This window comes from Mesorhizobium sp. 113-3-3, assembly GCF_016756495.1.
Classification (GTDB): Bacteria; Pseudomonadota; Alphaproteobacteria; order Rhizobiales; family Rhizobiaceae; genus Mesorhizobium.
In genome coordinates this window covers 307602-333419 of the sequence record NZ_AP023243.1, presented here as the reverse complement: position 1 = coordinate 333419, position 25818 = coordinate 307602, and the positions used below count along the sequence as shown (strand labels likewise).

Genomic DNA, 25818 nt, shown 5'->3' with positions numbered 1-25818 from the left:
TTTCTGCCCTTCCGGCAACGGAAACGCGGGAGAAAACCCGGATCAGGCCTTGTTCCTCCTGGCCAGCGCGTCGTCAACGATCGCCATGGCCGCGAGAAACGCGGCTTCTATAGCCATTTCGCTGGTATCTAGCAAGTGTGCGTCGGCGGCCGGCTTCAAGGGCGAGTCGGCACGGCCCATGTCGCGCTCGTCGCGGCGCACGATGTCGGCGAGGATTTCGGCGAAATTGGCGGTGCCGCCGATGCTTTCGATCTCGGCCAGCCGCCGCTTCGCCCGCACCTCCGCGCTCGCCGTTACATAGAGTTTGATGTCGGCGTCGGGGCACACGACCGTGCCGATGTCACGCCCGTCCAGAACGGCGCCCGGCGGCGTCTTGGCGAAGGCACGCTGCTTCTCGACCAGGATGCGCCGCACCGTCGGAAACACCGCGACCTTGGAGGCCGCCTCACCGACGGCATGCGCCGACAGCACGGCGCGGTCGAGCTTTGCCAGGTCGACCTGGCGCGCTGCGGTTTCCGCCGCCGAGACATTGTCGAGCGGCAGCGCGTGCTGGATCAGCGCATAGGCCACGGCGCGATAGGTGAGGCCGGTGTCGAGCAGGTTGAGGCGGTAATGGTCGGCGAGCCGCCGGGCGAGGGTGCCTTTGCCAGCACCCGCCGGGCCGTCGATGGCGATGGTGAAGACGTGAGTCATTGGCCCGCCAAAGTGCCAAGGCTATTGATTGCCACGACCGTCATTCAATCTCCGCGCCCAACCCCGTCATCAGCCCCATGAACTCCGGAAAGCTCGTCGCGATCATCGCCTGGTCGTCGATGGTCACCGGCTTTTCCGTCGCCAGTCCCATCACCAGAAAACTCATGGCGATGCGATGGTCGAGATGCGTCTGCACGGTGGTATCCAGACCGTTGGGATGGCCACCCAACCCCTTGCCGCCCGGCTTGCCGCGCACGGCCAGCGACGCCTCGCCTTCGGTGCAGTCGACGCCGTTGAGCTTCAGCCCGTTGGCGACGGCCGACAGCCGGTCGGATTCCTTCACCCGCAGTTCCTCCAGCCCCTGCATCAGCGTCTCGCCTTCGGCGAAGCTGGCCGCAACAGCCAGCACCGGGTACTCGTCGATCATCGACGGCGCGCGCTCCGGCGGCACGGTGACGCCCTTGAGCTCGGAATAACGCACGCGCAGGTCGGCGACATCCTCGCCGCCGGCATTGCGCGGGTTCAGGATGTCGATCTGACCGCCCATTTCCTGCAGCGTCAGCAGCAGGCCGGTGCGGGTCGGGTTCATCAGCACGTTTTCGATCACGATGTCCGAACCCGGCACGATGAGTGCCGCCACCAGCGGGAATCCGGCCGAGGACGGGTCGCCCGGTACCGCGATCGTCTGGCCGGTCAGTTTGCCCTGGCCCTCGATGAAGATGTGGCGCGCGCCGCGTTCGTCGGTCTCAACCGACAGATTCGCGCCAAAGCCCTTGAGCATCTTTTCGGTGTGGTCGCGCGTCATGACAGGTTCGATGACGGTGGTGATGCCCGGCGTATTGAGGCCGGCGAGCAGCACCGCCGACTTCACCTGCGCCGAGGCCATCGGCACGCGGTAGGTGATCGGGGCGGCGTGCTTGGGGCCATGCAGCGTGATCGGCATGCGGTCGCCGGGCGTCGCCTTCAGCACCTGCACGCCCATCTGGCGCAGCGGCTCCAGCACCCGGCCCATCGGCCGGCCCGACAGCGAGGCGTCGCCGATGAAGGTGGTTTCCATGTCATAGGTGCCGACGAGACCCATGGTCAGCCGCGAGCCGGTGCCGGCATTGCCGAAGTCGAGCGGGCCTTCCGGCTGTAAGAGCGCGCCATTGCCGGTGCCGCGGATCACCCACTCGGCGCCGTGCTTTTCGATATGCGCGCCCATCGCCTTCATGGCCGCGCCCGTGCGCATCACATCCTCGCCCTCGAGCAGGCCGGTGATGCGGGTTTCGCCGGAGGCGAGGCCGCCGAACATGAAGGAGCGATGCGAGATCGACTTGTCGCCCGGCACGCGCGCGGTGCCGGAAAGGGCTTGAGATTTGCGGGCGGTGGCCGGCTTGGCAGCGGCGGCGTGAGACATGGAATTTCCCTGGACGGAATGCCGGCGTACCGGCGCTTTTCATTTGTTGCGGCGGTCTCGTATCACGGCGAGGTGAAATGGTCATCCCCATGGCCGTCACTTGCCGCGAGGCCTTTCAGGACTTGGTTTTGTGACGCCGGCTTTTAGCTTTGACAGCGCCGCAAACAGTGGTTAAGGGGACCACTCTTTTATTGACGAGGCTTGCCGTGGCAAAAACCGAACTTGGCACAAAGCGTGTCGACCCTGAGACGGGTCGAAAATTCTACGACCTGAACAAGGACCCGATCGTCTCGCCCTACACCGGCAAGACCTATCCGCGTTCCTATTTCGAGGAAGGCAAGATCGCCGCCCTCGAGGAGGAAGAGGAAGTGGCCGAGAAGGAAGTGGACGCCGAGGACGAAGAGGGCGTTGAAGTCGTCTCGCTCGAAGAGGCCGACGACGACGTCAAGGGCGACGATCTGCCCGATCTCGGCGATGACGAGGACGTCGACCTCGGCGACGACGAGGATGACACTTTCCTTGCCGACGAAGAGGAAGAAGACGACGACGTTGCCGACATGATCGGCGTCGGCGACGACGACGACGAGGTCTGACAGGCCTGAGACGTAAGCGTTTGCAGGCTTTCTCGGCCTGTGAACAAAAAGCCGCTCATCAAGGCTTGATATCTGAGAAAGGCGGGGTTAGAAGCCGCCTGCACTAACGGCGCGGTGTTCCAACCCGCGCTGATCTCTTCGCCGGAAACGGCGCCGGCTGACTGCCGGGAGTGGGGCCATAGCTCAGTTGGGAGAGCGCTTGAATGGCATTCAAGAGGTCGTCGGTTCGATTCCGATTGGCTCCACCATCAGTCTCTATGTGAATAAAATCAATCACTTAGAAGGGTCTGAAATGACCCCATGATCCCTTTTTCTGACCCCCGGGGTTCTTAGCCCGTTCGCGGTCGGCGAAAATCGCACCCTCCCTAAAAGGCCAGCTCTTCGAGCATGTCTTCTCGCTTCTTGCCGCTGAACACGTCGATCAATTCGGAAGATGGTAGTATCTTGTGGAACGATCTCCGGATGATGTTCTCCGTAGCGTTCGATAGGCGAAGCGATTGTTCGCCGGTCAAATTTCCCAACCGGCCACCGTGGGCGATTTTGGACCTCCACTTATAGCCATCCTTTGCTTCCCTAAATAAGGCTCGCCGGTCCTCTCGGCTCTCACCGAGGAAGAGCCCGATCCTTTGCGAGAGACGGAAGGTCACTTCATTGGGGCTGTCTGACCCGAGAAGCGCTTCTAGCGCCACCCATTGGAGCAGATACCGAAGTTCCCACCGCCGCTCCCGAAGAGCGAGCAAGGTCATATAGACCGTCGTCCAAAGTGCGTTGTCTCGGGACATTGACAACAGAGACGATAGGAAAGGGCCTGCCGCCGATAGGTCTTCAAGCGTGATAACATTGTCGGCTTCCTCTTCACTTACGCAGATCGCGAATTGCTCCGAAGTCTGGCGCACGGAGTTGGGGTCGCCATCTTCGCCGAAATGCAGCACCACGCCCGATGACAAAGTTGAGGGTTTCACAAGCCAGAGCGCGAACGCAGCAAGAGAGAACTTCTCGTCGGCATACGCCTGGACTGACATTGGTCTGCTGCCTTTCCATTCTGGAGAGGGACTTCCGATGGCCTCAGCCTCATATCGAACGGAAAACGCGAATTGTGCGTCTGATACATCTTCCTTTTGTCGCCACGACAGGAACTGCAAGGCGTCTTCCGACTTCACCCAATCGGGGATGGGCTCGATGTAGACGCCGCTCGCCAATTCAAATGGCCCTGTGATCGGCGAAGGCTCTAGCAAATGGTTTCTCGCGATTGAGCAGGCGTACCACATTCTCTTCTCTCTCACCGTTAGGGGCGGACAAAGCATATGTTACGGCTGCATGGGACGCCAACAGAGGCCCGAAGCGTGATTTGACCGGGGCCTCTCGTGGTCCTACCTCTGCGCACTCTCCGGCAAGTTCACGATGTGACCGAAGATCGGCCGAGAACGGCCGGAAGTTGCCAAGCCTAAGCAAGCACTACCCTTGGTTCTGTTTCAAGCACCGGGCCGAAGTATGCTGCCTGCGGCCCGGCGCCCTTCCTTCAACGCCGGCTTGCTTGCACATCGCTGTTGGCGCAAATATCGGCTGTCAATCAAAAGGCGCGGGTGGATGAGCAAAGAACAGACGGCGGCCGAAGCTCGGGCTCAATACGAAACCGCCATGGGTTCCGAGTTAGGCGCGATCTATGCCGAACTCGTTCAGGAGCTTTGCCGTACCCAGTTAGTCTGGAACCAGTACAAGGTTCTTTTCGGAACGAAGGGGTCGCGCGTCGATCTGTTGAACGCAGCATCAGGAAGCTTTTTTCGCATTGTTCAGGACTGTCTTTTCGATCAGGTACTGCTCTCGATTTCGAGGATGACGGACAAGCCCTCGATCTGGGGAAAGGAGACGCTGACCGTCAAACGCCTAGCTGCGCTCATGCCCGATCCGGCCGGCGCCAACCGGGTTTCGGACAAAGTCAATGTGGCGATCCATGCGGAGGACTTCTGCCGAGATTGGCGCAACAATCGGATCAGCCACAACAGCCTTGAGCATCGGCTTGACCCGTCGAAAACTCTGAAGGAAGCAACAAGGCTCAAAGTCGATGCCGCATTGGCAGCACTTGCCGGTGTACTCAATGCAGTCTCGACGCACTACAATGTCGGCGAGATGGCCTATGATGCCATTCTCCCCTCGCATCCCGACGCGGAGGGTTTGCTCTATGTCATCTATGACGGACTGAAGGCGGAAGAACAGCGGCGAATGAAGATCAAGACCGGTGACTATAGCACCGCCGACTACCCGCCAGCGCTTTGAAGTGAACCAACGTCCCTTCCTCCGCGTCAATTTTGTCTCGGCCGCTCCGCAAAAGGATGATTATAGCGGCATAGAGACGTCAATTATCCTCGCGAAAGTCCTTAAGCGAAGCATGCCTTAGCTTCTCCTCACCCTTGAGGAACCTGACCCGCCCCACCAGACCTGGCTTGAGCCACTCGGCCTTCTCTTTGGCGAGCCCTTTCGGCGGCGGTGCGCCAGCCTTCCCTTGTACGCGGTCCCATAGGGCTTGCCGCTTGTCGGCTTTGAAGGCCACGAAGGCACCGCCCATGTAGTGGCCCTTGTCAGCCATGAGCACCATGGCCGGCTTTCCGGTCTCCCGCTTCACGCCGATGATTTCCATCTCCTTCTCGACGTAGCACTTGATCTTGCGCCAGTTCATGGTCGAGCCGCTGCGGTAGAGGCTGTCGAGGCGCTTCGACACGATGCCCTCAAGACCGGCCTCACAGGCGAGATGGTAGACGGCCTCGCCAGTGCCAGGCAAAGCCTCGCTGAACTGGATACGACCTCCGGCCGGGACCAACGCTTGCAAGATTTCGCGCCTGTCCTTCAGCGGCATGTCGCGTAGATCGTGGCCGTTGAGGTGCAGAAGGTCGAAGGCCACGAGGTAGAGGTCTTGAGGGCGTTTGGTGATAGCCGAGCGCAGCGCATGGAAGTCCGACAGCCCAGCCTCGTTGGTGACGATCATCTCGCCCTCGATGATGAAGCTTTCCGCGTCTATCGCCTTCGCCTCGTCGGCGAGTGGCCGGTACTTGGCCGTCCAGTCGAACCCGTTCTTGGTGTAGAAGCGGATGCCGTCAGCGTCCCTGATGACTTGGGTCCGGTAGCCGTCGAACTTGACCTCATGGCCCCATTCGCCACCCTTGGGCGGCTGTTCGACCAGCTCGGGCTCCATAGGGCGGATGAATGACAGCCGGACGCGCACGGCAGGCTTACGCATAGGCACTCCACGCAACTCGCATTTTACTCAATATCGCACCGTCATAAGCGTTCCGTTAGATGGTGCTAAAGAGCGTTAATCGTTTTTCGGAGGGATTTGGCTGCTGCGGGGTAGTCGATGCTTGATTTCGCGACTATGTGAAGCCGCGTGGCAGCCGGCTTCGCTGTCCGTGGGCAATAATGGGGGCTTACAGCATGGCATTAGATGTCGAGGGCTTGAGTGATCCATTCCAGTTTCCGTCGGACGAGGCTCTAAGGGACCTTGATCAAAGGGAGCAAGTGCAAAGCCTCTTGGATTGGTTCTTTCACAACTTCGAGGATCCGGGCCAAAGCACGCCTTACGATGGCGCCGAGGGTGGCTACCAATACATTTGGGGCGGTCCACACGACGCCCGCGAGCAACTCGAAGGCCGGTTCGGTGGCTCCATCGATGAGGCGATTATCGATGAAGCGGTCAACCAGATTGAGCGCAGAGGTGTTGATTGGGTCCCGTCAAACATACGCATCGTCAATGTGCCGGAGGAGGATGAGAACGAGGTTGCGTTGGACAGGAACGCGCTCACACTAAACGGTGAGGTGCTGACACTGGACGGTGAGGTGCTGACAATTGGCGAGGAGGGACCAAACTCGCCAGAAGAGGCCGCTGCCAACGTGGCCGCGTCTCTACAAATCTTTGAAGCTGCGGTAGACGCACTCGGATCATCCCCAGGTATCGGCCACAACAAACCGCCGGAAGCGATCTCAGATCCAGCGCTCACGCCCGAGGACGTAGCGCAGACGAAGGCGGCAATCGAGGCGTTGAAGGAGGAAATCTCGGCCTCGACGCCTTCGCCTAGTGGCCTTCAAGGGTTGCGGGGTCAGATCGCATCGGTAGCCAAAAAAGTGCGAGATTGGCTTGTAAGGAACGTAAATGTCGCCATCACCGGCGGCGTAGGCGGGATCGCTGCAGCTGCCGGACATGACGCCTATTCATGGGCGGTCAATAAGCTATTTCCGCAACAGCACCAGTTCCTTGAGGCGGCAATCAGGTTGGCACACGACATTGGGCACTGGATTGCACTGCTTCCACCACTTTTTTAAAAAACAAAGTTGTGACCATGGCCCCCGGCCGCTAGAGCACCGGGGGCACGCCACCCATCATCGCCGATTGGGCACTTAGGCTTGAATTGCAGCCACGGGCGCTGTCGCAGCCGTTACGCCGGTTTCTTTGAGTGCAAGGCTCTGTTGGCGGCTGCGTAGGCGAGCGCATCTACCTCCTCATTGTGAGGATCATCCGCATGGCCTTTCACCCAATGCCAAGTGATCGCGCGGTCGCTGGCAAGCGCGGCAAGCTCCCGCCATAGGTCTGGGTTCGCGACCGGCTTCTTGGCCGCCGTTCGCCACCCTCGGGCAATCCAACCCGAGAGCCATTCGTTCATCCCCCTGCTCACCAGCTCGTTGTCGCAGAAGACCGCGACCGGGGTGCCATCGTTCTCCGGAATAGCGCGGAGGGCTCCGATGGCTCCGCTCATTTCCATGCGGACGTTGGTTGTCTTCGCCGGTTCCGACCCGACGACTTCTGTCCGACTGATCTCCTGATCGCCATCCATGAGTTTGATGGTTGCAGCCCAGCCGCCGGGGCCGGGGTTGCCAATGCAGGCGCCGTCGCAATGGACGACAAGCCGTAGGCCCGAAGGGCCTTCGGTGGTCAAACTACTCATTCATTTTTCCTTGTAGGGTTTCGTATGATTTGAGGGTGTTGTGGGCTTGGGTAATATGTCTATGTACGTCACGCCTACCCACTCGGTGGTACCGATCTAGGCAGCAATCCGCTGCCATTCGTGCCACCTGTCTCGCTGGGCTTGCCGTATGCCGGCAAACTTGCTGACAAGCTGCTGACTGACTTCAACAATGGAAGCGATTTCCGACTGTGACAGCGACGGAAAGTGATCAATCAACCAGCAGATTTCGTGCTGGGTTGGCATGGGGTGTAACCGTTTGGCTTTGAACTGCTGAAGGGCGGAAGCGGCCGAACCGCTCTCCCCCTCTAGGGTCTTGGCGCGAAGTTTCTCCACGGTTTCGCCCCAGCCTTCAGCAATCCACTGTTGCGCTTCAGGACCGATCACATCGAACGGGTATCGGCCTTTGGGCTCGTGTCGCTTCCCCCATCCACGTTGGACGACCCAACGTGCAAGGCGCTGTCTGCAATGACCACCACGGTCTTCAATCTGTAGAACGCCCATCTCTCGGAGAATGGCTCGCGCCGTCCTCGGGCCTACTCCGAAACTCGTCGCCATCTCGGTTATGGTGATCCACTCACCTTTGCTGATCCGGACAAGCTCTCCGGTCTTTCGGTCGAGTACCTCTTCAAAGTACTCCACCGCCTAACTGTCCCCTCTCATTTCAATGGCAGTCACACCAACTCCCGAAGGGCTTGGTTGATTTCATCGGTCATTGCTTGTTTCCTTTCTTGGTCACGTTTTTCGAGTTCGGCGAGTTGCAGTCCGGCGCCTCCGAAAGCGGCGGTCAGGTCACGGGCGACAATCATGCCCGCCTTTGGACTAAGCTCCCGATAGACGCGCTCTTGCTTGCTCGCTCGGTGGTCGTAGCGAAGCCCCGAGTGCCTACTGGAGAGCGCCCGCACCCGCTTCACGAGCTGGAGGCGAAAGGCGGCATCGGACAGAAAACGCTCCGGCCTCTCGCTCCAGAACATGAACATCGCCAGTGCGGTGATGGCTATGTCCCTTGCGGAGCATTCGGCATCGAGGTTCACCACCTCGTGCGCCGCTTGGCGCTGGTATCGGCTTTGAACCCGATTGCTTGCCGTGTCCTTTGCCGAAATTGCCAGAGCGGCCCAGCGGGCATCCAAGTGGCCCCAGAGGGGACTGTGGGCGTTCTTGGCGATGCGCTCCCGGACGCGGGCAACGTAGGGCGCAAGCTCGCTCCGCCTGATCGCGGTCTGCTCGACATCGCCCTGGCGCCGCAGTCGGCTCTTGTGGCGCCGACAGTGCGGACTGAAGCGGGAAGACGTTGGTGCGCCGCAATGTGCAGCGCGGCATGTTCGCATTCATTTCTCCTGATATTTGTATCCGCCCCTAAGCACAGAGGGACGGAAGGTTGAAAAAAAGGCCGAGTTTCCCCGACCATGATTTGATGGTTTTCAGTCGCCGCCGGGTGTCGTCCTGACCTGCCCGGTTCACGGTTCCACCTTGGGCTGTAAGCCCTTGGTTCCGCTCCCGCTCCGGAGGCTAATCCGGATTGGCGGCAAACGCGGCACTCGCATGTCCGGCAAAGTTGCCGGTCTCGGATGCGAGCCCGCTTCCATTGTATGGTTCGGCCGGGGATCATCGTCTTGCCCCGTACGGTCCCGCTGTCGGCCCCTAAAGGCACGTCAGGCATGGCTGCAATCGACCGGGCTGTTCGCAGTACAGCCAAACTGGTTTTGGATTGGGGCTCTTGGGCCGGGGCCGCTTGAGCGGGTTGGACTTCAGGGTGGTTCAGCGGTCAGGACTAGCCCACCGCTCGGGTATGCGTGGCGCCAATATGGGGCCATCCGGATACAATGTCAACGGCTATCTAACTGAATTTATTACATTATTTTGCACAGGAAACCTAATCCAGTGCGGAGCCTTGTATTGTAAGGAGTTTGCATCGCTGCTGTGCCCGAAATAGGAGGGCGGGGCACAGTTGCCGCCTACTCAATATAGGTACGGCCTTGCCATGACACCCTTCAGGGGCGCAGTTCAGAAAGGATATCATGTTGAAGATCACCTCCGCCCTTATCGTTCTCGCGCTTACAAGCTTCGGTGCCGGGGAGCCTGCCATTGCTAAGGATTTGGCCGGAAATCTGGTGAGTGGGATGACGTACCCGGAAGCCCGCCAAACGCTCCTAAGCCGGGGATGGAAGCCCGCCACCCTCCCGAAGGGGCAGTGCGTCGGCCGCCCGGACGTATGTGCTGCGTATCCGGAAACGGACGACTGTGCGGGCACGGGTCTTGGACAGTGCAAGTTTCTGTTCACTGACGAACGGGGGTTGGTCCTTGCCGTAGTCACGGTAGGGGAAGACCCGCTGTTGGTAGACAGCTCACACATTGAGCGAGACGCGGCCTCCGGCGAAGTTGTCCAGGTCACGCACGTCGGGGCTGTTGATCTCTCGAAGTTTACCTGTCTCCCAACTTCCGGAGAGAGCAGTTTGATCAAGCGGGTTTGCTTCCAGGACACCCGCTTCTCGACCCAGCTGCTGCTGCTTCGGCTGAACTCGAAATGGTATCAATATTGCAACGTCGACCAACGGACGTTTGAGGGTCTTCTCAAGGCCCCGTCACTTGGGAAGTTCTACAACGCCCGCATTCGGGGCAATTTTGCCTGTCTTCCTAGCTGACAGTCTGCCCCGCAGCGTTTCGCCGGTCACAGCCACCGCAGAAACCAGTTCCAAAGCAGAGCGCCGATGCCGAGCGCCGCATAGCCTATCAGAAAAGCCATTGCCGTTGTCTCAACCATTGCTGTGTCTCCCCCTCAAAGACCCCAAACCGCAAGCGCCCGCTCCGCAGAGATCGGGTCGTCCTTGATGCGCAAGATCGTCTGGCGAGTTAGGCCCGACACCTTGGCGATAGCCGACGCTCCCTCCCCCTGCGCAAGCATCTCGCTCACGGTCCGTAGAGTGGCTCGGCTGTAGCTCGGCTTACGGCCCCGGTAGCGGTCCTCCTGGGCACGAGCGGCCTCTATCCCTGCCCGCTGGGCCTCTTTCGTGGCCTCGGCCTGTGCTTGGGCGGTCGCGGCCATGAAGGCGATCAGCGCGTCCCTCACGGCCTGCTGCATGGGGTCTTTCGTTGCCCCGTCGAAGGTCATGTCATTGATGACCGTCCGAACGACCACACCCTTCCGCATGAACTCGCGTATGGTGTCGCAAACGTCTTGATAGTTGCGGCCGAGGCGGTCCACCCAGCGCACCACCAGCGTATCGCCCCTCCGCAGCATGTCCCGGAGCCTTCTCCCCTCGGGGCGCTCGGCAAGCGCGGTGCTGACCCCAGAGACCCCGTGGTCTGCCACCACCTCGTCGATGGTGAAGCCAGCGGCCTCCGCTTGTGTACGTTGGTGGCCGAGGGTCTGGTCAACGGTTGAGACGCGGGCGTAGAGAATGGTCTTGGACATGGGCTTCCTCGGTGTCCGTTAGCATGATGTACGCTGAATAGTCTGTCCGTTGACCGATGTCAACCCTAACGGACATCCTTTCGGACGATGCTTGGGCCGTACGCTGGGCTATACCCTAACGGAAACAGTTTTGCTTCACGCGGCGCTATTGCGCACGCTCGGACGACCCCCCATTTCCATATGGTTAACGTAACCTAGCCATTTTCGAGAGGAAAAATCATGAGTGGCAGATTTAGCAATATCATCCAGAAAACTGACGAAGAGGTTGAGAGCGCAACCCATGCGGCGGTGGCAGAGCGCGAGCGCAAAGCCAAAGAAGCGGCGGAGTTCACGCAGAAAGCCAGTGATTGGCTCGCGCGGAATGTGGTGGCGACGCTCGAACAGGCACGAGCCGAAACCGCTGACCGTCTTCGGGTCAAGATCGACAGTTCAGGGCTTGGCAAGGACGTCCCGGTTGTGGCGTTTACGATTGAACCGGCGAAATTGCGCTCTGGCCAGAGTTTTTATGCTCTGCCACAGACAATTTCCGTCACACCCGACGGGCAAGTCTTCATCGTCTCGGGCAAGGCGTCTATCGGAACACTAGTCGGGAACATCAACGCAGGGGACGCTACGCTCTTCGACGCAGCGCTGGAGAAGCATATCGCTGACACGGTTCGGCTGGCCGGCCCGAGGTAAAAGGGTTGGGCCGCCCGGCGAGGGGTGGCGCGGCGACATCAGTCGAGTTTTGCTTGGGGTAGGTTCCTTTACGAGGAACTTGCCCCGAGTTCGCCTGACCAAAAATGGCGCATCGTACTCGGTGTTAGGCGCGGACAAGGTTGACGACCGCAAGGGTTAGGCCACCTTGCCTGATGTCAGCGTTCGTTGTGGCTGACAAATGGGAGCTTATGGACCTTGCATGGGTTTCCTGCCCGGTTTCCTAAACCAGCCGACCTCACGAAGCCGCTCCAACCGCTACCGCTGCATGAATGACGGCCTATTGGTGGCCGAGGGTGGACTGGTGGCGGCGCGGGCTGCGGCGCGACCCCACCGGGGGGTATCGCGTTTCATCAACTGTCGAGTTCGACCCTCGGATTTTTCCGCCAATTTGAAAAGGAGCCGTGGCACTGGACGGCTTAGAGGGTTCCGTCCTTGATCTTCGCCACAAGCGTTTCCAGGTCGGCAACTATACGCCGATACCAAGCTATTGAAGCTGCCGTCGTATCATTCCGGCGGCCATTCTCGATATCTCCTGTGCCAAGCGTTCCGTCCTCCATCCAGGCAATGGCCTGTTTGAAGGTGGCAATCTGCTTTTCGTGGTGAGCAATCAAATCCTCATGCCAACCCATGACGTTCTCCTCATGCTGTTCGCCAAGGTATAGGCGCTTCGGCGGAAGGAGCGAATGTAAGGATACCTGTCGGCCACGCAAGCGCTCACTTAACCGGCCCCGTGCCGTTCCACCGGATGAACGACACTTCTTTCCCGGTGACTTCTCGCACCGTCTTCAACAGCGCCTCATGAAGCGTCTGCATTGACCGGAAGTGGTCCCACGTTGGCGATATCAGCGGACCGACGATGCTTTTTTATGGAGCCCATCCGCTGCCTGTAGGAACCGCTCCAAATCGGGACCGGATAGCTGTTTCGGCTTGTTGCGTTTCACCACTGCGACCTCCTTAGAGAAATCGCCCCACTAGGAGTATCTTCCTACTAAAGTTCCTTGCAAACAAGCCATCTCGCCTCACAAATATCCGAGCAACTTAGCGATGAGGCCGGCCGCAGCGGTCGCCAATTCGCCCAGCGTTAGCTCTGCCTGCTTCTTGGCGGCGCTCTGTCCGACTTCGACAGCCAGTTTTCGGAGCTTCTTGAGCAGACCGGGTTCCACCATAGGTGCCTTGAGGACTGCCAGGGCGGTTTCGAGCAACGCAATCAACTGTTGTCGATCCAGCTTGCTCAATGCTGCATGCTCTTCAGGAAGGTTGGACTGGCCAGCTAAGAGCAAAACCTCCTCCAGAAGGTCTGATAGCTCTGCGATCACTTGCTTCGCCTTTGAGCGGGGCTGGACATAGACCCACTGTTCCGTCCAGACAGCGACTGGAGGCGGCGCTGGTAACGGTACTTCCTCAATTTGCTCTGCCTGATCCCGATCGACGCCTGCTTCGCCAGAGGCGCCGCGATAGTCGCTCTCCTCTGACTTCAGAAATGTCCTAGCCCTTTCCAGCGCGGCGACAACTGTCGCTGTGCGCACCGAGGCGTTGAAGTCCAGGAGTGTCTTTGCTAGGGACGGGGCTATCCCGAGATAGGAGATCGCGTCGTAGTCGCGAAGTTCGTGCAGAACGGAAACAGCGTCGTAGACATAACCCATCGGGACGAACTCTTTGAACTCTCCGCTCCTTGTGAGCGCCAGTCGTTTGAGTTCACGGTCGAGCGTGTCCAACATCGTGTGTATTTCATCTAACGGAATGCCAAACGACATTTTGTTGCCCCCGCCGATTTCCCAATATTCTCCGACTAATTATTTAAGATCGGCAGTCTTGGTTGTCCATCGCGGACACAACGGCCGGCGAGTTGGGGCGACTTACTTCACAAAGGGTAGCTTCACGGCCTCGACACAGGCCCGCATTTGCTCCTCCGATGGCCCCCGCGAGTAAGTCCCGAACGTGATCCCCTTGCGGCCCTCCTCGTGGCCCACGACGGCCGCTATGGTACTCTCTGGAATGTCCCCACGCTCCGCCTCGGTGATGAACCATCGGCGGAAGCTGTGGAAGTTGACCAAGCTCCGGCGCTTTCCTTCCCGCTTGTCGTCAACCCCCAGTCGCTCCCGATAGCGGGCAAAACGCTTGCCGAAGGTGTCGCCGGGGTCCCTCTCGTGTTGCAACTCGTGAAATAGCCAGTCCTTCGGCTTCTTAGCCTTTGTCCGCCGCTCCACGATCTCCGCAAGGTCGGAATGAATGGGGACACGACGCACCGCCGCGCTTGTCTTGCCATGACCGATGGAGAAGAAGCCGCCGTCCACCTCCACGCACCAGAGCGTCACGACCTCGGCAAGGCGCATCCCCGTCAACGCCGCGATGCGCATGGCGTCGTCTATGAGCCGGGCAGGGGTCCGCCCCAGTGCCTTGGCCCGTTCCTCCTCCGGCGCGTAGAGAAGCGTCTGCATTTCCTTCGTGGTGAAAGGTCGCTCGTCATTGTCCCGCGCCCCGCGCTCCACTCTGCGGCTCCTGTCAGGCAACTGCTGGCCTTCCCAAGGATTGTCGTTGCCGTTGACGTGTCCGCGCCTCTTGAGGAAATCCCAGTAGCCCCGCAAGCTCGATAGGTGCTTGAGGGCGGTCCAGCGGTCTCCCCCGGCAAGCTGTGAGGTGAAATACCTTCCTGCCGTCCTGCGATCGATATCGGCCAGTCTCAGCCCCTCGGTCTCGGACCACCTAGCGAACCTGTTAAGGTGCCCCGTGCGGTCCCGAATGGTCTTGGGGGCAAGCTTCACCTCGCCAAGGTAGGTGTCCCGGAAGCGATCCACGCCAACCCGGCCGAACGCCTCATCAAGAAACCGCGTCTTGGCGTCCTCCCCGTGCTCCCGCTCGATCTTATCGGCCTGTTCCATGACATGCCCGTGTGCGTCGTGGACGTCTTCGTCGGCTGGTCTTCTCCCGGTCAGTTTTTCGGTCCACCTAACGGGGTCCGCTCGGCTCTCCGCAAGCTCCCTGGCCCACACCTCGCCAAGTTCGCGAATTGCATCTCTGGCGGGGACGGTCATCCCGCCGCGCCGAAGCTCACCAAATAGCTTGTCGCTCTCCCTCTCGGCCTCGTCCCTCCGTCGCTTGGCTTCCACAACGTCACTCGTCCCAAGGGACCGAACATAGAACTTGTTGCCTCCGAAGTGCCGTTGAAGCTCCGCCGGGATGGCCCTACGGTATCGGTAGCGGTTCCCCTTCAACTGAAGGTGCCGCATCGGTCCGTTGTTCCGCCGTCCCTCTGCCCGTTGTCGTCTTCTCATGGCAACTCTGACCCCGCATTCTGACCCCTACTTAGGGCCGATTAGCACGGGAAACCAAGGTTTGCAACGAATATGGGAGCGGTGGTGTCTAGTCCGATTGGCTCCACCAAACAGTCTTCTCCAATCCGCCAGGGACTGACGCCTGCGAGCATGCAGAGGATTCGGCCGGCTTCGACCGATCGAAGAGAATTTCCAATCTCAACGATGGATTTGGAATAAACTAACTCTACAGAGTTTGTAGAATAAGCAAAGTGCGGGCGATCTGGTTTTCTCGGACAGGAACCACGCCATGCCCACCCCCTTGCGCCCGCTTTCAACCCCGTCAGGCACAGTCCGCCGCCACCGGCTCGCGGGAGGCAAGCCATGACCCGCGACGTTCCGGACCGCATCAAGGTCCTCTGGTTCCTGCCGACGCATGGCGACAGCCGTTATCTCGGCACCGCCGAGGGCGGCCGATCGGTTGATCTGCCCTATCTGACGCAAGTGGCGAAGGCCGCCGACACGCTGGGCTACTATGGCGTGCTGCTGCCGACCGGCCGGTCGTGCGAGGATTCCTGGGTGATCGCCTCGGCGCTGGTGCCGCTGACCGAGCGGCTGCGTTTCCTGGTCGCCGTGCGGCCCGGCCTGCAGTCGCCGACGCTCGCCGCGCGCATGACGGCCACGCTCGACCGCATTTCCAACGGGCGCCTGCTGATCAATGTCGTCACCGGCGGCGATCCGCTGGAGAACAAGGGCGACGGCATTTTCCTCTCGCATGCCGAGCGCTACGAGGTGACCCAGGAATTCCTGCGGATCTACAAGCGCGTGCTGAGCGGCGAGACGGTCGAGCATCAGGGCAAGCATTTCCACATCGAGGACGGCAGGCTGCTGTTCCCGCCGGTGCAAACGCCCTATCCGCCGCTCTATTTCGGCGGCTCGTCCGATGCCGGGTCGACGGTGGCGGCGCAGGAGATCGACAAATATCTGACCTGGGGCGAACCGCCCGCCGATGTCGAGCGCAAGCTGGATGCCGTGCGTGAGCTGGCCGAGAAGGCCGGCCGCAAACTCTCCTTCGGCATCCGCCTGCATGTCATAGCGCGGGAAACCACCGAGGAGGCGTGGGCCGCCGCCGACCGGCTGATCAGCCGCCTCGACGACGCAACGATCGCTTCGGCCCAGAAAGTCTTTGCCCGCATGGATTCGGTCGGCCAGGCGCGCATGAGCGCGCTGCATGGCGGCGACCGCGCCAAGCTCGAGATCGCGCCCAATCTTTGGGCTGGGGTGGGCTTGGTACGAGGCGGCGCGGGGACGGCCTTGGTCGGCGATCCCGACACCATTGCCGAGCGGATCGAAGAATATCGCCGCCTCGGCATCGACACCTTCATCCTGTCCGGCTACCCGCATCTCGAAGAAGCCTATCGTTTTGGCGAACTGGTGCTGCCGAAATTGCCGACCGATCATCCGGTCAAATCAGCCGGCTCATCCGTCAACACCGGACCGTTCGGCGAGACCATCGCCGGCGACCACCGGCCGAAATCGCTCGCCAGCGCCTCGTGAACGCGCTGCCTCCAGCCCGCCGACTGCGCGTCGCCATCATTGGCGGCGGTTTTTCCGGCGCGGCGCTGGCATGGCATTTGGCGCGGGCGCATCGGCCGGAGCACCTGTTGGTCTCCGTGATCGAGCCGCGCCCAGCACTTGGCGGCGGTCTCGCCTATTCCTGCGAAGAGCCGTCGCACCGGGTCAATGTCCCGGCTGTCAGAATGAGCATGGCTCCCGACGATCCGCAGCATTTCGCGCGCTGGTTGGCCGGCTCCGGCGAACTCGAGCGTGACGCCGACGCGATCTGGAAGAATGGCGACGCCTATCCGCGCCGTCGCGTGTTCGGCCGCTATGTCGCCGAGCACCTCGCCCCCTATCTGGTTTCAGGCGCGGTCCGTCATGTCGGCGGTCTCGCCACCGGCGTGACACGGCAAACAAGTGGCGCCGGCTGGACCGTGCAGACCTCCGCCGGCCCCGTCGCCGCCGACATTGTCGTCCTCGCCGCGACGCATCCTGCACCCGCAATCCCGGCAGCGCTGGCTTCCCTGGCCGAAGCGCAGGCTTTTGTCGCCGATCCCTATGCCGCATCGGCACTTGTCGGGATCGGGTCGGACGCCTCGGTGCTGATCGTCGGCTCCGGGCTGACCTCGGCCGACATGGTCGCGGAACTCGATCGCCGTGGCCATCGCGGCCGCATCCTGGCGCTGTCGCGCCGCGGACTGCGCTCGCGCGGCCATCCCGATGTCAGGGGCGAACCCTTCGGCGATTTCGCATCGACGCCGGCCACGTCGGCGCTTGGCCTGCTTCGCAACATTCGCGCCACGCTTGCCGCGGCGCGCGAGGCCAACGTCAACTGGCAATCCGTCTTCGATCAGTTGCGCCTGCAGGGGCCGGCGCTGTGGGCCGCCCTTCCTCCATCCGAACGGGCAAGGCTCGTCCGTCAGTTGCGCGTGTTCTGGGACGTGCATCGCTTCAGGATCGCCCCGCAAGTCGCTTCCGTGCTCGATCGCCGCCAGGCCGCCGGCACGTTCGACACCATCGCCGCCAGGCTCGTCGCGTCCAACGATGAGGGCGAGAGCCTTGCGGTCAGCTTTCAGCGGCGCGGCCAGACACGGATCGAGACGGCCCGCTTCGATGCCGTCGTCAACACGACGGGGCCGGCTCATGGACAGGCGCTTCGGCTCAATCCGGCGTTGCGCTCCCTGGCCGAGGCCGGACTGATCAAAGTCGACGCCTATGGGCTCGGCATCGCGACCAGTCTGGATAGCCGCGCCATCGGCCAGGATGGCAGGGCTGTCCCCGGGCTTTTCGTCGCCGGTCCGCTGGCGCGGGGCACCTTTGGCGAACTCATGGGCCTGCCGGAGGTCGCCCGCCATGCCCAGGTGGTCGCCGGCGAGATTGCTGGGCTGGTCGACAGGTTTCCGTCCGCCGAGGCGGTTGGCGCCAATGCCGGCGACGTTGCGGTCGCGCGCTGACAGCGGAACCCGGCCTGGCCGCGAAAAATTGGTATTTCCGTTCCAAGCAGGCGCCAAAAACGGAAAATCCTACTTTGTATATATAATCAGTAGACATAATAAATGTTGGCGAAATCCGGCCTCGCCGGACCGATCAACGATACGGCGTGAATGGGAGACAGTCATGGCACAAGCAGGAACCGACGCGGTCAAGTTCGCCTACTGGGTGCCGAATGTTTCGGGCGGCCTGGTGATTTCCAACATCGAGCAGCGCACCAACCATTCGGCCGAGTACAACCGCAAGCTGGCGCAGATCGCCGAGAAGGCCGGCTTCGACTATGCGCTGAGCCAGATCCGTTTCACCGCCGGCTACGGCGCCGACGAACAGCATGAATCGGTGGCCTTCAGCCATGACCTCCTGGCCGCCACCACGACGCTCAAGGTCATCGCCGCGATCCTGCCCGGCCCGTGGAACCCGGCGCTGGCCGCCAAGCAGCTCGCCACCATCAGCTATCTGACCAACGGCCGCGTCGCCATCAATCTCGTCTCAGGCTGGTTCCGCGGCGAGTTCCACGCCATCGGCGAGCATTGGCTCGACCATGACGAGCGCTACCGTCGCTCCGAGGAATTCATCCGCGCGCTGCGTGGAATCTGGACTGAGGACAGCTTCACCTTCCGCGGCGATTTCTACCGCTTCAACGAGTACTCTTTGAAGCCGAAACCGCCACAGCTTCCCGAAATCTTCCAGGGCGGGTCTTCGCGCGCCGCCCGCGACATGGCTTCGCGTGTCTCGGACTGGTACTTCACCAACGGCAACACGCCGGCCGAAATCGCCAAGCAGGTTGACGACATCAGGGCCAAGGCGAAGGCCAACAACCATTCGGTCAAGGTGGGCGTCAACGCCTTTGCCATCGTCCGCGAGACCGAGGAAGAGGCCAAGGCGGTGCTCGCCGAAATCATCGCCAAGGCCAATCCCGAAGCGGTCAACGCCTTCGGTCACGAAGTCAAGAACGCCGGCAAGGCTTCGCCGGAAGGCGAGGGCAATTGGGCGAAATCCTCCTTCGACGATCTGGTCCAGTACAATGACGGCTTCCGCTCGAACCTGATCGGCACGCCGAGGCAGGTCGCCGAGCGCATCGTCGACCTGAAGCGCGCCGGCGCCGATCTCATCCTGCTCGGCTTCCTGCATTTCCAGGAAGAGGTCGAGTATTTCGGCAAGCATGTCATCCCGCTCGTTCGCGAGCTGGAGGACGCCGAACAGGCGGCGTCGCTGGCAGCGGAATAGGCATCCCTCCAGGCTGGCCGGGCATTTCCGGCCAGCAAACGAATGAAGGTTCCCAGGCGCGCTCGAGCATTCGGGCGGCAACGGGATTTGTGCGCCTGCTAGCAATCGAGGACGATTGGAATGCCGTTGGCCAGCTATGCCCTTGGAATGATGGAGGCCTCGGTCTACGCACCGGAAGTCTTCGCGCGCGGCCTGACGTCGACGCCCCGGTCGTCGGCCGTTGGCGTCGTGCCGGCGGGGACGATTGCGGATGCCGCCGCTCCGCTGCTCTCGCTACAAGGCATCGGGCTGTCGTTCGGTGGCGTCGTGGCGCTTGCCGATATCGACCTGTCGGTTAACCCAGGCGAGATCCGCGCCATCATTGGCCCGAACGGCGCCGGCAAGAGTTCGCTGATCAATGTCATCAGCGGCGTCTACCGTCCGGACCGTGGCCATGTCCTGCTCGATGGCGTCAGCTATTCCCAGGTGCCGACGCAGCGCCTGGCGCATCTCGGCGTCGCCAGGACCTTTCAGAACCTTGCTCTGTTCAAGGGCCTCAGCGTTCTCGACAATGTCGCCTCCGGCCTCGCCTACAAGGTCCGCTCCAATTTCGCCGGCCAGGTGCTCGGCATCGGCCGCTCGCGTGGCGAGCAGCGTGATTCACGCAGCCGCGCCGAGCAGATCCTCGAATTCCTCGACCTCACCGCGGTCCGTGATCGCCTCGCCGGCACGCTGCCCTACGGGCTGCAGAAGCGGGTCGAATTGGCCCGCGCACTGGTCGCCGAGCCGCGCCTGCTTCTGCTCGACGAACCGATGGCGGGCATGACCGCAAGCGAGAAAAGCGAAATGGCAAGTTTCGTGCGCGCCGCCCGCGACCGTTTCGCCACCACGGTCGTGCTGATCGAGCACGATGTCGGCGTCGTCATGGGCCTGTCCGATCGCATCGCCGTTCTAGACTATGGCCGCAAGATCGCCGACGCCACGCCCGACGAAGTCAGGAACGACCAGCGCGTCATCGATGCCTATCTCGGCGTCACCTCGGACAATGAGGACGGGGCAGGCATATGATCGCCGATTTCGACTACCAGTTCTTCATCGAAGTGCTCGTCGGCGGCCTGCTCTCCGGCGTCATGTATTCGCTGGTCGCGATCGGCTTCGTGCTGATCTACAAAACCTCGGGCGTGCTCAATTTCGCGCAAGGCGCGCTGCTCCTCTTTGCGGCGCTCACCTTCGTCAGCCTGGTCGAGCGCGGAGTTCCCTTCGCGCTGGCGCTGGTCGCCACCTTCGCCATCATGGTGGCGATCGGCATCGCCATCGAGCGCACGGTGCTCAGGCCGCTCACCAACAAGCCGCCGATCACCCTCTTCATGGCAACGCTCGGCCTGTCCTACATCATCGAGGGCGCCGCCCAGCTGATCTGGGGCACGCAGGTCCATGGCCTCGATCTCGGCATCGAGGACGTACCGCTGGAAGTCGGCGGCGTGTTGATCAGTCAGTTCGATATTTTCGCCGCGGTGGTCGCCGCCGGCATGGTTCTCTTGCTGTCGCTGTTCTTCCGCTACACCCGCATCGGCCTCTCCTTCCGCGCCGTCGCCGACGACCAGTTCGCGGCCCTTGCGGTTGGCCTCAGGCTGCCGCTGATCTGGGCCACCGTCTGGGCTGCCGCCGGTCTCGTCGCCTTGGTGGCGGGACTGCTCTGGGGCGCCCGTCTCGGCGTGCAGTTCTCGCTGTCGCTGGTGGTGCTCAAGGCGCTGCCGGTGCTGGTGCTTGGCGGCTTCGATTCCATCCTCGGCGCCATCGTCGGCGGCCTCTTGATCGGCGCCAGCGAAAAACTCGCCGAGGTCTATATCGGCGACTATTTCGGCGGCGGCATCGAGAGCTGGTTCGCCTATGTCGTAGCCCTCGTCTTCCTCTTGATCCGTCCCTCCGGCCTGTTCGGCCAGAAGCTCGTGGAAAGGGTCTGAGCCATGGCCTCGATCGCAAGCGATTTCTCCGCCGCGCCGGTGCTGCCGAAATGGATCGCGCCCGTGCTGCTGCTTGCCTTTGCCTATGGCGTCGTGCCGCTGATCGGCTCGAGCTATCTGTTCGAGGCCATCCTGCTGCCGTTCCTGGCACTCGGCCTTGCCGGCGTGGGCTTGAACATCCTCACCGGCTATGCCGGCCAGGTCTCGCTGGGCAGCGCCGCCTTCATGGCGGCAGGCGCCTTCGCCGCCTATAACTTCAACTTGCGCGTCGAAGGCCTGCCGCTGATCGGCAGCATTGTTCTGGCCGGCATCGTCGCCGCCGCGATCGGCATCGTCTTCGGCCTGCCGAGCCTGCGGCTGAAAGGCTTCTATCTCGCCGTTTCCACGCTCGCCGCGCAGTTCTTCGTGCAATGGGCGCTGACCAAATTCAGCTGGTTCTCCAACGATTCGGCATCCGGCGTCATCGATGCGCCGAAGCTGTCGATTTCAGGCTTCGCCTTCGACGGCGCCGTCGGCCGTTATCTCTTCGCGCTGACCATCGTCAGCATCCTCACCTTCCTCGCCTATCGGCTGGTATCGTCGCAGACCGGGCGCAACTTCATCGCCATCCGCGACAATGAGACCGCCGCCCGCATCATCGGCATTCCGGTGCTGAAGACCAAGCTTCTGGCCTTCGCCATCTCCTCTTTCATCATCGGCGTCGCCGGCGTCATCTGGGCCTTCGCCTATCTCAGAACCGTCGAGCCGGATGGCTTCGATCTCGACCGTTCGTTCCAGATCCTGTTCATCATCATCATTGGCGGCCTTGCCTCGATCCGTGGCGCCTTCTTCGGCGCCGCTCTGATCGTGGTCTTTCCGCTCGCCCTGTCGCGCCTGGGCGGCTTCCTGCTCGGCGATGTCTTCGACTCGGGCGTGCTCGACATGAGCCAGCGCATCGTGCTCGGCGCCCTCATCATCCTGTTTCTGATCCTGGAACCCGACGGGCTGGTGGCCCTGTGGGACAGGATCCGAAGACGGCTCCTGTTCGCCTGGCAGTCGACCTGAGCCCCGCACTCGCATTTGAAAATGAACCAGAGGCCGAACCAAGACGGCCCATACCGGGAGTACCCTGACAATGACCTTCCTCAGCACAATCAAGGCGGCGGCGCTGTCCGCGGCGATGATCGTGTCGGTGGCCTTGCCATCAGCCCAAGCCGACGAACAGTATTTCCCGCTGCAGAGCTATCGCGTCGGACCCTATGCGGCCGGCGGCACCGGCTTCTTCGGCGGTTTCATCGACTATCTCAACCTCATCAACATCCGCGACGGCGGCGTCAATGGCGTCAAGCTGACCTGGGACGAATGCGAGACCCAGTATGAGGTCGAGCGCGGCGTTGAATGCTATGAGCGGCAGAAGAGCCATGCCGGTGCCGCCGCCTGGAACCCGCTCTCGGTCGGCATCGCCTATGCCATGATCGACCGCATCACCGCCGACAAGGTGCCGCTGATCACGGTCAACCACGGCCGCACCGATTCCACCGACGGCCGCGTTTTCCCCTACGTCTTCCCGCTGCTGCTCAACCCCTACAGCGAGACCTCAGGCATCGTGAACTACATCGCCTCCAAGGAAGGCGGCATCGACAAGCTCAAGGGCAAGAAGATCGTCGTGCTCTATCACGGCTCGCCCTACGGCAAGGAGACCATCCCGATCTATGAACTGCTGGCGCAGAAATACGGCTTCACCGTGCAGCAGATCGAAGTGCCGCATCCCGGCAACGAGCAGCAGTCGCAGTGGCTGACCATCCGCCGCGCCAAGCCGGACTTTGTCGTCCTGCGCGGCTGGGGTGTGATGAACCCGGTGGCGCTGAAGACGGCGGTCAAGGTCGGCTACCCGGTCGACCACATCGTCGGCAATGTCTGGTCGAATTCGGAAGAGGACGTCATCCCCGCCGGCGACGCCGCCAAGGGTTACACCGCCATCACCACCCAGGCTTCCGGCAACACCTACCCGGTGCTGCAGGAAATCGTGAAGACCGTCTACGACGCCGGCAAGGGCAATCTGGAAGACAAGTCGCGCATCGGCTCGGTCTACCACAATCTCGGCATCGTCAACGGCATCCTCAATGTCGAGGCGATCCGTGTAGCGCAGGAGAAGTTCGGCCATCGCACGCTGACCGGCGATGAGGTCCGCTGGGGCTTCGAACACCTCAAGCTCGATCCGGCCAAGGTCGAGGCGCTCGGCGCCAAGGACCTGTTCCACTCGATCAATGTCAGCTGGGACAACCACGAAGGCGAGGGCTACGTGACCTTCCAGCAATGGGACGGCAAGAAATGGAATGTCGTCTCCGACTGGATCGCGCCGGACTGGGCGCTGCTGCGTCCGATCATCGAGAAGTCGGCAGAAGCCTATGCCAAGGAGAAGGGCATCAAGCTGCGCACCGCCGATGATGCCAACGCCGTGACCACCAACTGATCACTGGTGCCGGGCGCCACGGAGAGCTTTCATGGCACCCGGCCCTTACGGATCTCGAATCGCGGAAGAAGAGCCCATGCCGGACAATCACGTCGTCCTCGCGGTGGACACGGTCCATGCCACCTACAACCACGCCATCACGGCGCTGCATGGCGTCAGCTTCGAGATCCGGCGCGGCGAGATCCTGGCGCTGCTCGGCGCCAACGGCGCCGGCAAGACCACGACGCTGAAGGCCGTCTCCAACCTGCTGCCGGCAGAGCGCGGCCAGGTCAACGCCGGCGCCATCCGCTATGACGGCGCCGATGTCTCGCGCCGCAAGCCCGGCGACCTCGTGCGCGCCGGCCTGGTGCCGGTGCTGGAAGGCCGCCACTGCTTCAAGAGCCTCACCGTCGAGGAGAACCTGATCGCCGGCGGCATCGGCCGCAGCGGCCGCCGCGCCGAGATCAGCGGGGATCTCGAGCGGATCTATGCCTATTTCCCCCGGCTCAGGGAAAAGCGCCGGACATTGTCCGGCCTGACATCCGGCGGAGAACAGCAGATGACCGCCATCGGCCGGGCGCTGATGTCGCGGCCGCGCCTGCTGGTCCTCGACGAACCGTCGATGGGCCTGGCCCCGCTCATCGTCCAGGACATTTTTCAGACGCTGAGAAAGCTGAACCGCGAGACCGGCCTGTCGATCCTGGTCGCCGAGCAGAATTCCGCTGTCGCGCTGCGCTATGCCGACCACGCCACGGTGCTCGAAAACGGCGTCTCCGTTCTCTCCGGCGCCGCTGCTGATCTTCGCCAGCGCGAGGATGTGCGCGCCTTCTATCTCGGTCAACAACCATCGCCGGCTGCGAAGCCAACCCATCTCCATGCAGTCGCCTGAAACGAATTCGAAGGAGCAGTGAAATGACCGTCTCGACCGTCAAGACAGACCATGCCTCCGCCGCCGTGCCGCCCGTCGCAAGGCCATCGGCGCCGGCCCACATCATCAAGGACGGCGCCGAGGCGATTGCCGTCGCCCATGCGCTCGCCGCCGAATTCGTCAAAGAGTCCTCGAAGCGCGATCGTGAGCGGATCTGGCCGGTCGCCGAACTCGACGCCTTTTCGCAGAGCGGCTTGTGGTCGATCAACGTGCCCAAGGCATTCGGCGGCCCGGAAGTGTCCTATGTGACGCTGGCCAAGGTGATCGAGATCATCTCGGCGGCGGATTCCTCGATCGGCCAGATCGCCCAGAACCATCTCGGCGTCATCGCCGCGATCCGCACCGTGTCCGATGCTGAACAGCAGAAGCTGCTGTTTGCCGAAGCGCTGAAAGGCACGCGGTTCGGCAACGCCTTTTCCGAGTTCGGCTCCAAGCGCGCCGCCGATTTCGAGACCCGCTTCACCAATGCCGGCGACCATGTTGTCGTCAACGGCCGCAAATTCTATTCCTCCGGCGCGCTGCTTGCCCATCTGGTGCCGATCGTGGCGCTCGATGACGAGGGCCGCGCCTGGTATGCGATCGCCGACCGTGGCGCGCCGGGCCTGACCGTCATCGACGACTGGTCGAGCTTCGGCCAGCGCACGACACTGTCCGGCACCGTCATCATCGACAACGTCAAGGTGCCGAAGACGCATCTGGTGCCCGGCTACAAGGGCTATGACAGGCCGACCGCCGACGGCGCCATCTTCCAGATCATCCAGGTGGCGGTCGACACCGGCATCGCCCAGGCGGCGATCGACGAGACGGTTCACTTCGTCCGGACCAGGAGCCGCGCCTGGATCGACAGCGGCGTCGACAATGCCTGGGACGATCCCTACACCATCCAGGCCATTGGCGACCTGACGCTGCGCCTGCACGCCGCGCAGGCGCTGCTGGAAAAGGCCGGCCTGGCGATCGACAAGGCGGTGGCCCAGCCGACCGCCGAGACGGTGGCGTATGCGCAGATCGTCACGGCGGAAGCGAAAATCCTGTCGACCGAGATCGCCATTGCCGCGACGAACAAACTGTTCGAACTGGCCGGCACGCGCTCGACGCTGGCCGAGCACAATCTCGACAGGCATTGGCGCAATGCCCGCACCCATACGCTGCACGATCCGGTACGGTGGAAGTACTCGATCCTCGGCAAATATTTCCTCAATGGCGAGAACCCGCCGCTGCACGCCTGGAGCTGATTTCCCATCG

The 25818-nt window shown here is 61.9% G+C and carries 25 protein-coding genes and 1 tRNA gene; 15 read left to right on the top strand and 11 right to left on the bottom strand.

All coding sequences use genetic code 11. The annotated features are described in order from the left end of the window. Positions 1-42 precede the first annotated feature (42 nt). Positions 43-693, bottom strand: coding sequence for a (d)CMP kinase (cmk, locus tag JG746_RS01510; RefSeq protein ID WP_202356581.1), 651 nt, complete (start codon positions 691-693; stop codon positions 43-45). Positions 694-733: 40 nt separating this feature from the next. Next, positions 734-2092 carry a 3-phosphoshikimate 1-carboxyvinyltransferase gene (gene aroA, locus JG746_RS01505; protein ID WP_202356580.1) on the bottom strand — a complete coding sequence of 453 codons (1359 nt, stop codon included), beginning with the start codon at positions 2090-2092 and terminating at the stop codon, positions 734-736. Positions 2093-2298: 206 nt separating this feature from the next. Between aroA and JG746_RS01500 the strand changes: the two genes are divergently transcribed. Beyond that, a complete protein-coding gene (locus tag JG746_RS01500) occupies positions 2299-2685 on the top strand; it encodes a TIGR02300 family protein (RefSeq protein WP_202356579.1) in 387 nt (128 codons plus the stop codon). Between the two features lie 172 nt (positions 2686-2857). Next, a tRNA-Ala gene (locus JG746_RS01495) sits at positions 2858-2933 on the top strand. 117 nt (positions 2934-3050) lie between these two features. Here JG746_RS01495 and JG746_RS01490 read toward each other — a convergent pair. Continuing rightward, on the bottom strand, positions 3051-3953 hold the full coding sequence (locus JG746_RS01490) for a HEPN domain-containing protein (protein ID WP_202356578.1): 903 nt from the start codon (positions 3951-3953) through the stop codon (positions 3051-3053). A gap of 319 nt (positions 3954-4272) precedes the next feature. Between JG746_RS01490 and JG746_RS01485 the strand changes: the two genes are divergently transcribed. Further along, complete coding sequence (locus tag JG746_RS01485) at positions 4273-4959, top strand: AbiU2 domain-containing protein (protein WP_202356577.1); 687 nt, start codon at positions 4273-4275, stop codon at positions 4957-4959. A gap of 79 nt (positions 4960-5038) precedes the next feature. Here the strand turns inward: JG746_RS01485 and JG746_RS01480 are convergent, their stop codons facing one another. Further along, positions 5039-5917 carry an ATP-dependent DNA ligase gene (locus JG746_RS01480; RefSeq protein ID WP_202356576.1) on the bottom strand — a complete coding sequence of 293 codons (879 nt, stop codon included), beginning with the start codon at positions 5915-5917 and terminating at the stop codon, positions 5039-5041. Between the two features lie 194 nt (positions 5918-6111). Between JG746_RS01480 and JG746_RS01475 the strand changes: the two genes are divergently transcribed. Further along, positions 6112-6996: a hypothetical protein gene (locus JG746_RS01475; RefSeq protein WP_202356575.1), complete on the top strand. Its 885-nt coding sequence runs from the start codon at positions 6112-6114 to the stop codon at positions 6994-6996. Positions 6997-7109: 113 nt separating this feature from the next. On the opposite strand, the gene JG746_RS01470 is transcribed toward JG746_RS01475, so the two are convergent. The 3 genes from JG746_RS01470 to JG746_RS01460 all read right to left on the bottom strand — a co-directional run bounded on the left by JG746_RS01470 (position 7110) and on the right by JG746_RS01460 (position 8962). Further along, the gene (locus JG746_RS01470) at positions 7110-7616 is read right to left on the bottom strand and encodes a ribonuclease H family protein (RefSeq protein ID WP_202356574.1); all 507 of its coding nucleotides are present in this window, start codon (positions 7614-7616) and stop codon (positions 7110-7112) included. Between the two features lie 96 nt (positions 7617-7712). Further along, the gene (locus tag JG746_RS01465; RefSeq protein WP_202356573.1) at positions 7713-8276 is read right to left on the bottom strand and encodes a hypothetical protein; all 564 of its coding nucleotides are present in this window, start codon (positions 8274-8276) and stop codon (positions 7713-7715) included. Between the two features lie 32 nt (positions 8277-8308). After that, a complete protein-coding gene (locus JG746_RS01460) occupies positions 8309-8962 on the bottom strand; it encodes a hypothetical protein (RefSeq protein ID WP_202356572.1) in 654 nt (217 codons plus the stop codon). A gap of 690 nt (positions 8963-9652) precedes the next feature. Between JG746_RS01460 and JG746_RS01455 the strand changes: the two genes are divergently transcribed. Then, complete coding sequence (locus JG746_RS01455) at positions 9653-10276, top strand: KTSC domain-containing protein (protein ID WP_202356571.1); 624 nt, start codon at positions 9653-9655, stop codon at positions 10274-10276. 134 nt (positions 10277-10410) lie between these two features. Here the strand turns inward: JG746_RS01455 and JG746_RS01450 are convergent, their stop codons facing one another. Continuing rightward, positions 10411-11046 (bottom strand): recombinase family protein, encoded by a 636-nt coding sequence (locus JG746_RS01450; RefSeq protein WP_202356570.1) that lies wholly within the window; start codon positions 11044-11046, stop codon positions 10411-10413. A 219-nt stretch (positions 11047-11265) separates the two neighbouring features. Between JG746_RS01450 and JG746_RS01445 the strand changes: the two genes are divergently transcribed. After that, the gene (locus JG746_RS01445; RefSeq protein WP_202356569.1) at positions 11266-11724 is read left to right on the top strand and encodes a hypothetical protein; all 459 of its coding nucleotides are present in this window, start codon (positions 11266-11268) and stop codon (positions 11722-11724) included. Between the two features lie 437 nt (positions 11725-12161). Here the strand turns inward: JG746_RS01445 and JG746_RS01440 are convergent, their stop codons facing one another. The 3 genes from JG746_RS01440 to JG746_RS01430 form a co-directional block, all read right to left on the bottom strand. Next, entirely contained in the window at positions 12162-12374 is a 213-nt protein-coding gene (locus JG746_RS01440) for a hypothetical protein (protein ID WP_202356568.1), read from the bottom strand. 390 nt (positions 12375-12764) lie between these two features. Continuing rightward, positions 12765-13499 (bottom strand): hypothetical protein, encoded by a 735-nt coding sequence (locus JG746_RS01435; protein WP_202356567.1) that lies wholly within the window; start codon positions 13497-13499, stop codon positions 12765-12767. Between the two features lie 102 nt (positions 13500-13601). Further along, complete coding sequence (locus tag JG746_RS01430; RefSeq protein ID WP_202356566.1) at positions 13602-14972, bottom strand: DUF6538 domain-containing protein; 1371 nt, start codon at positions 14970-14972, stop codon at positions 13602-13604. A gap of 408 nt (positions 14973-15380) precedes the next feature. On the opposite strand from JG746_RS01430, the gene ssuD reads away from it, so the two are divergent. The 9 genes from ssuD to JG746_RS01385 all read left to right on the top strand — a co-directional run bounded on the left by ssuD (position 15381) and on the right by JG746_RS01385 (position 25808). Further along, positions 15381-16553, top strand: coding sequence for an FMNH2-dependent alkanesulfonate monooxygenase (ssuD, locus tag JG746_RS01425; protein WP_202356565.1), 1173 nt, complete (start codon positions 15381-15383; stop codon positions 16551-16553). Continuing rightward, a complete protein-coding gene (locus JG746_RS01420; RefSeq protein WP_202356564.1) occupies positions 16550-18010 on the top strand; it encodes an FAD/NAD(P)-binding protein in 1461 nt (486 codons plus the stop codon). Before ssuD ends, JG746_RS01420 begins: the two co-directional genes overlap by 4 nt. Before the next feature lie 163 nt (positions 18011-18173). Further along, positions 18174-19274, top strand: a complete 1101-nt coding sequence (sfnG, locus tag JG746_RS01415) for a dimethylsulfone monooxygenase SfnG (RefSeq protein ID WP_202356563.1) — start codon at positions 18174-18176, stop codon at positions 19272-19274. A 120-nt stretch (positions 19275-19394) separates the two neighbouring features. Further along, entirely contained in the window at positions 19395-20321 is a 927-nt protein-coding gene (locus tag JG746_RS01410; RefSeq protein WP_202356562.1) for an ABC transporter ATP-binding protein, read from the top strand. After that, positions 20318-21217 carry a branched-chain amino acid ABC transporter permease gene (locus JG746_RS01405; protein ID WP_064984417.1) on the top strand — a complete coding sequence of 300 codons (900 nt, stop codon included), beginning with the start codon at positions 20318-20320 and terminating at the stop codon, positions 21215-21217. The genes JG746_RS01410 and JG746_RS01405 overlap by 4 nt, the downstream gene beginning before the upstream one ends. Positions 21218-21220: 3 nt before the next feature. Then, positions 21221-22261 carry a branched-chain amino acid ABC transporter permease gene (locus JG746_RS01400; protein WP_202356561.1) on the top strand — a complete coding sequence of 347 codons (1041 nt, stop codon included), beginning with the start codon at positions 21221-21223 and terminating at the stop codon, positions 22259-22261. 70 nt (positions 22262-22331) lie between these two features. Continuing rightward, positions 22332-23669, top strand: a complete 1338-nt coding sequence (locus JG746_RS01395) for an ABC transporter substrate-binding protein (RefSeq protein WP_202356560.1) — start codon at positions 22332-22334, stop codon at positions 23667-23669. Positions 23670-23745: 76 nt separating this feature from the next. Beyond that, positions 23746-24537, top strand: a complete 792-nt coding sequence (locus JG746_RS01390; protein ID WP_202356559.1) for an ABC transporter ATP-binding protein — start codon at positions 23746-23748, stop codon at positions 24535-24537. Positions 24538-24560: 23 nt separating this feature from the next. After that, a complete protein-coding gene (locus JG746_RS01385) occupies positions 24561-25808 on the top strand; it encodes an SfnB family sulfur acquisition oxidoreductase (RefSeq protein WP_202356558.1) in 1248 nt (415 codons plus the stop codon). Positions 25809-25818 lie beyond the last annotated feature (10 nt).

Coding starts and splice junctions, on each gene's coding strand:
- cmk (WP_202356581.1), bottom strand. CDS start 693: ATGACTCACGTCTTCACCATCGCCATCGACGGCCCGGCGGGTGCTGGC.
- aroA (WP_202356580.1), bottom strand. CDS start 2,092: ATGTCTCACGCCGCCGCTGCCAAGCCGGCCACCGCCCGCAAATCTCAA.
- JG746_RS01490 (WP_202356578.1), bottom strand. CDS start 3,953: ATGTGGTACGCCTGCTCAATCGCGAGAAACCATTTGCTAGAGCCTTCG.
- JG746_RS01485 (WP_202356577.1), top strand. CDS start 4,273: ATGAGCAAAGAACAGACGGCGGCCGAAGCTCGGGCTCAATACGAAACC.
- JG746_RS01480 (WP_202356576.1), bottom strand. CDS start 5,917: ATGCGTAAGCCTGCCGTGCGCGTCCGGCTGTCATTCATCCGCCCTATG.
- JG746_RS01475 (WP_202356575.1), top strand. CDS start 6,112: ATGGCATTAGATGTCGAGGGCTTGAGTGATCCATTCCAGTTTCCGTCG.
- JG746_RS01470 (WP_202356574.1), bottom strand. CDS start 7,616: ATGAGTAGTTTGACCACCGAAGGCCCTTCGGGCCTACGGCTTGTCGTC.
- JG746_RS01460 (WP_202356572.1), bottom strand. CDS start 8,962: ATGCGAACATGCCGCGCTGCACATTGCGGCGCACCAACGTCTTCCCGC.
- JG746_RS01455 (WP_202356571.1), top strand. CDS start 9,653: ATGTTGAAGATCACCTCCGCCCTTATCGTTCTCGCGCTTACAAGCTTC.
- JG746_RS01450 (WP_202356570.1), bottom strand. CDS start 11,046: ATGTCCAAGACCATTCTCTACGCCCGCGTCTCAACCGTTGACCAGACC.
- JG746_RS01445 (WP_202356569.1), top strand. CDS start 11,266: ATGAGTGGCAGATTTAGCAATATCATCCAGAAAACTGACGAAGAGGTT.
- JG746_RS01440 (WP_202356568.1), bottom strand. CDS start 12,374: ATGGGTTGGCATGAGGATTTGATTGCTCACCACGAAAAGCAGATTGCC.
- JG746_RS01435 (WP_202356567.1), bottom strand. CDS start 13,499: ATGTCGTTTGGCATTCCGTTAGATGAAATACACACGATGTTGGACACG.
- JG746_RS01430 (WP_202356566.1), bottom strand. CDS start 14,972: ATGCGGCACCTTCAGTTGAAGGGGAACCGCTACCGATACCGTAGGGCC.
- ssuD (WP_202356565.1), top strand. CDS start 15,381: ATGACCCGCGACGTTCCGGACCGCATCAAGGTCCTCTGGTTCCTGCCG.
- sfnG (WP_202356563.1), top strand. CDS start 18,174: ATGGCACAAGCAGGAACCGACGCGGTCAAGTTCGCCTACTGGGTGCCG.
- JG746_RS01410 (WP_202356562.1), top strand. CDS start 19,395: ATGCCGTTGGCCAGCTATGCCCTTGGAATGATGGAGGCCTCGGTCTAC.
- JG746_RS01405 (WP_064984417.1), top strand. CDS start 20,318: ATGATCGCCGATTTCGACTACCAGTTCTTCATCGAAGTGCTCGTCGGC.
- JG746_RS01400 (WP_202356561.1), top strand. CDS start 21,221: ATGGCCTCGATCGCAAGCGATTTCTCCGCCGCGCCGGTGCTGCCGAAA.
- JG746_RS01395 (WP_202356560.1), top strand. CDS start 22,332: ATGACCTTCCTCAGCACAATCAAGGCGGCGGCGCTGTCCGCGGCGATG.
- JG746_RS01390 (WP_202356559.1), top strand. CDS start 23,746: ATGCCGGACAATCACGTCGTCCTCGCGGTGGACACGGTCCATGCCACC.
- JG746_RS01385 (WP_202356558.1), top strand. CDS start 24,561: ATGACCGTCTCGACCGTCAAGACAGACCATGCCTCCGCCGCCGTGCCG.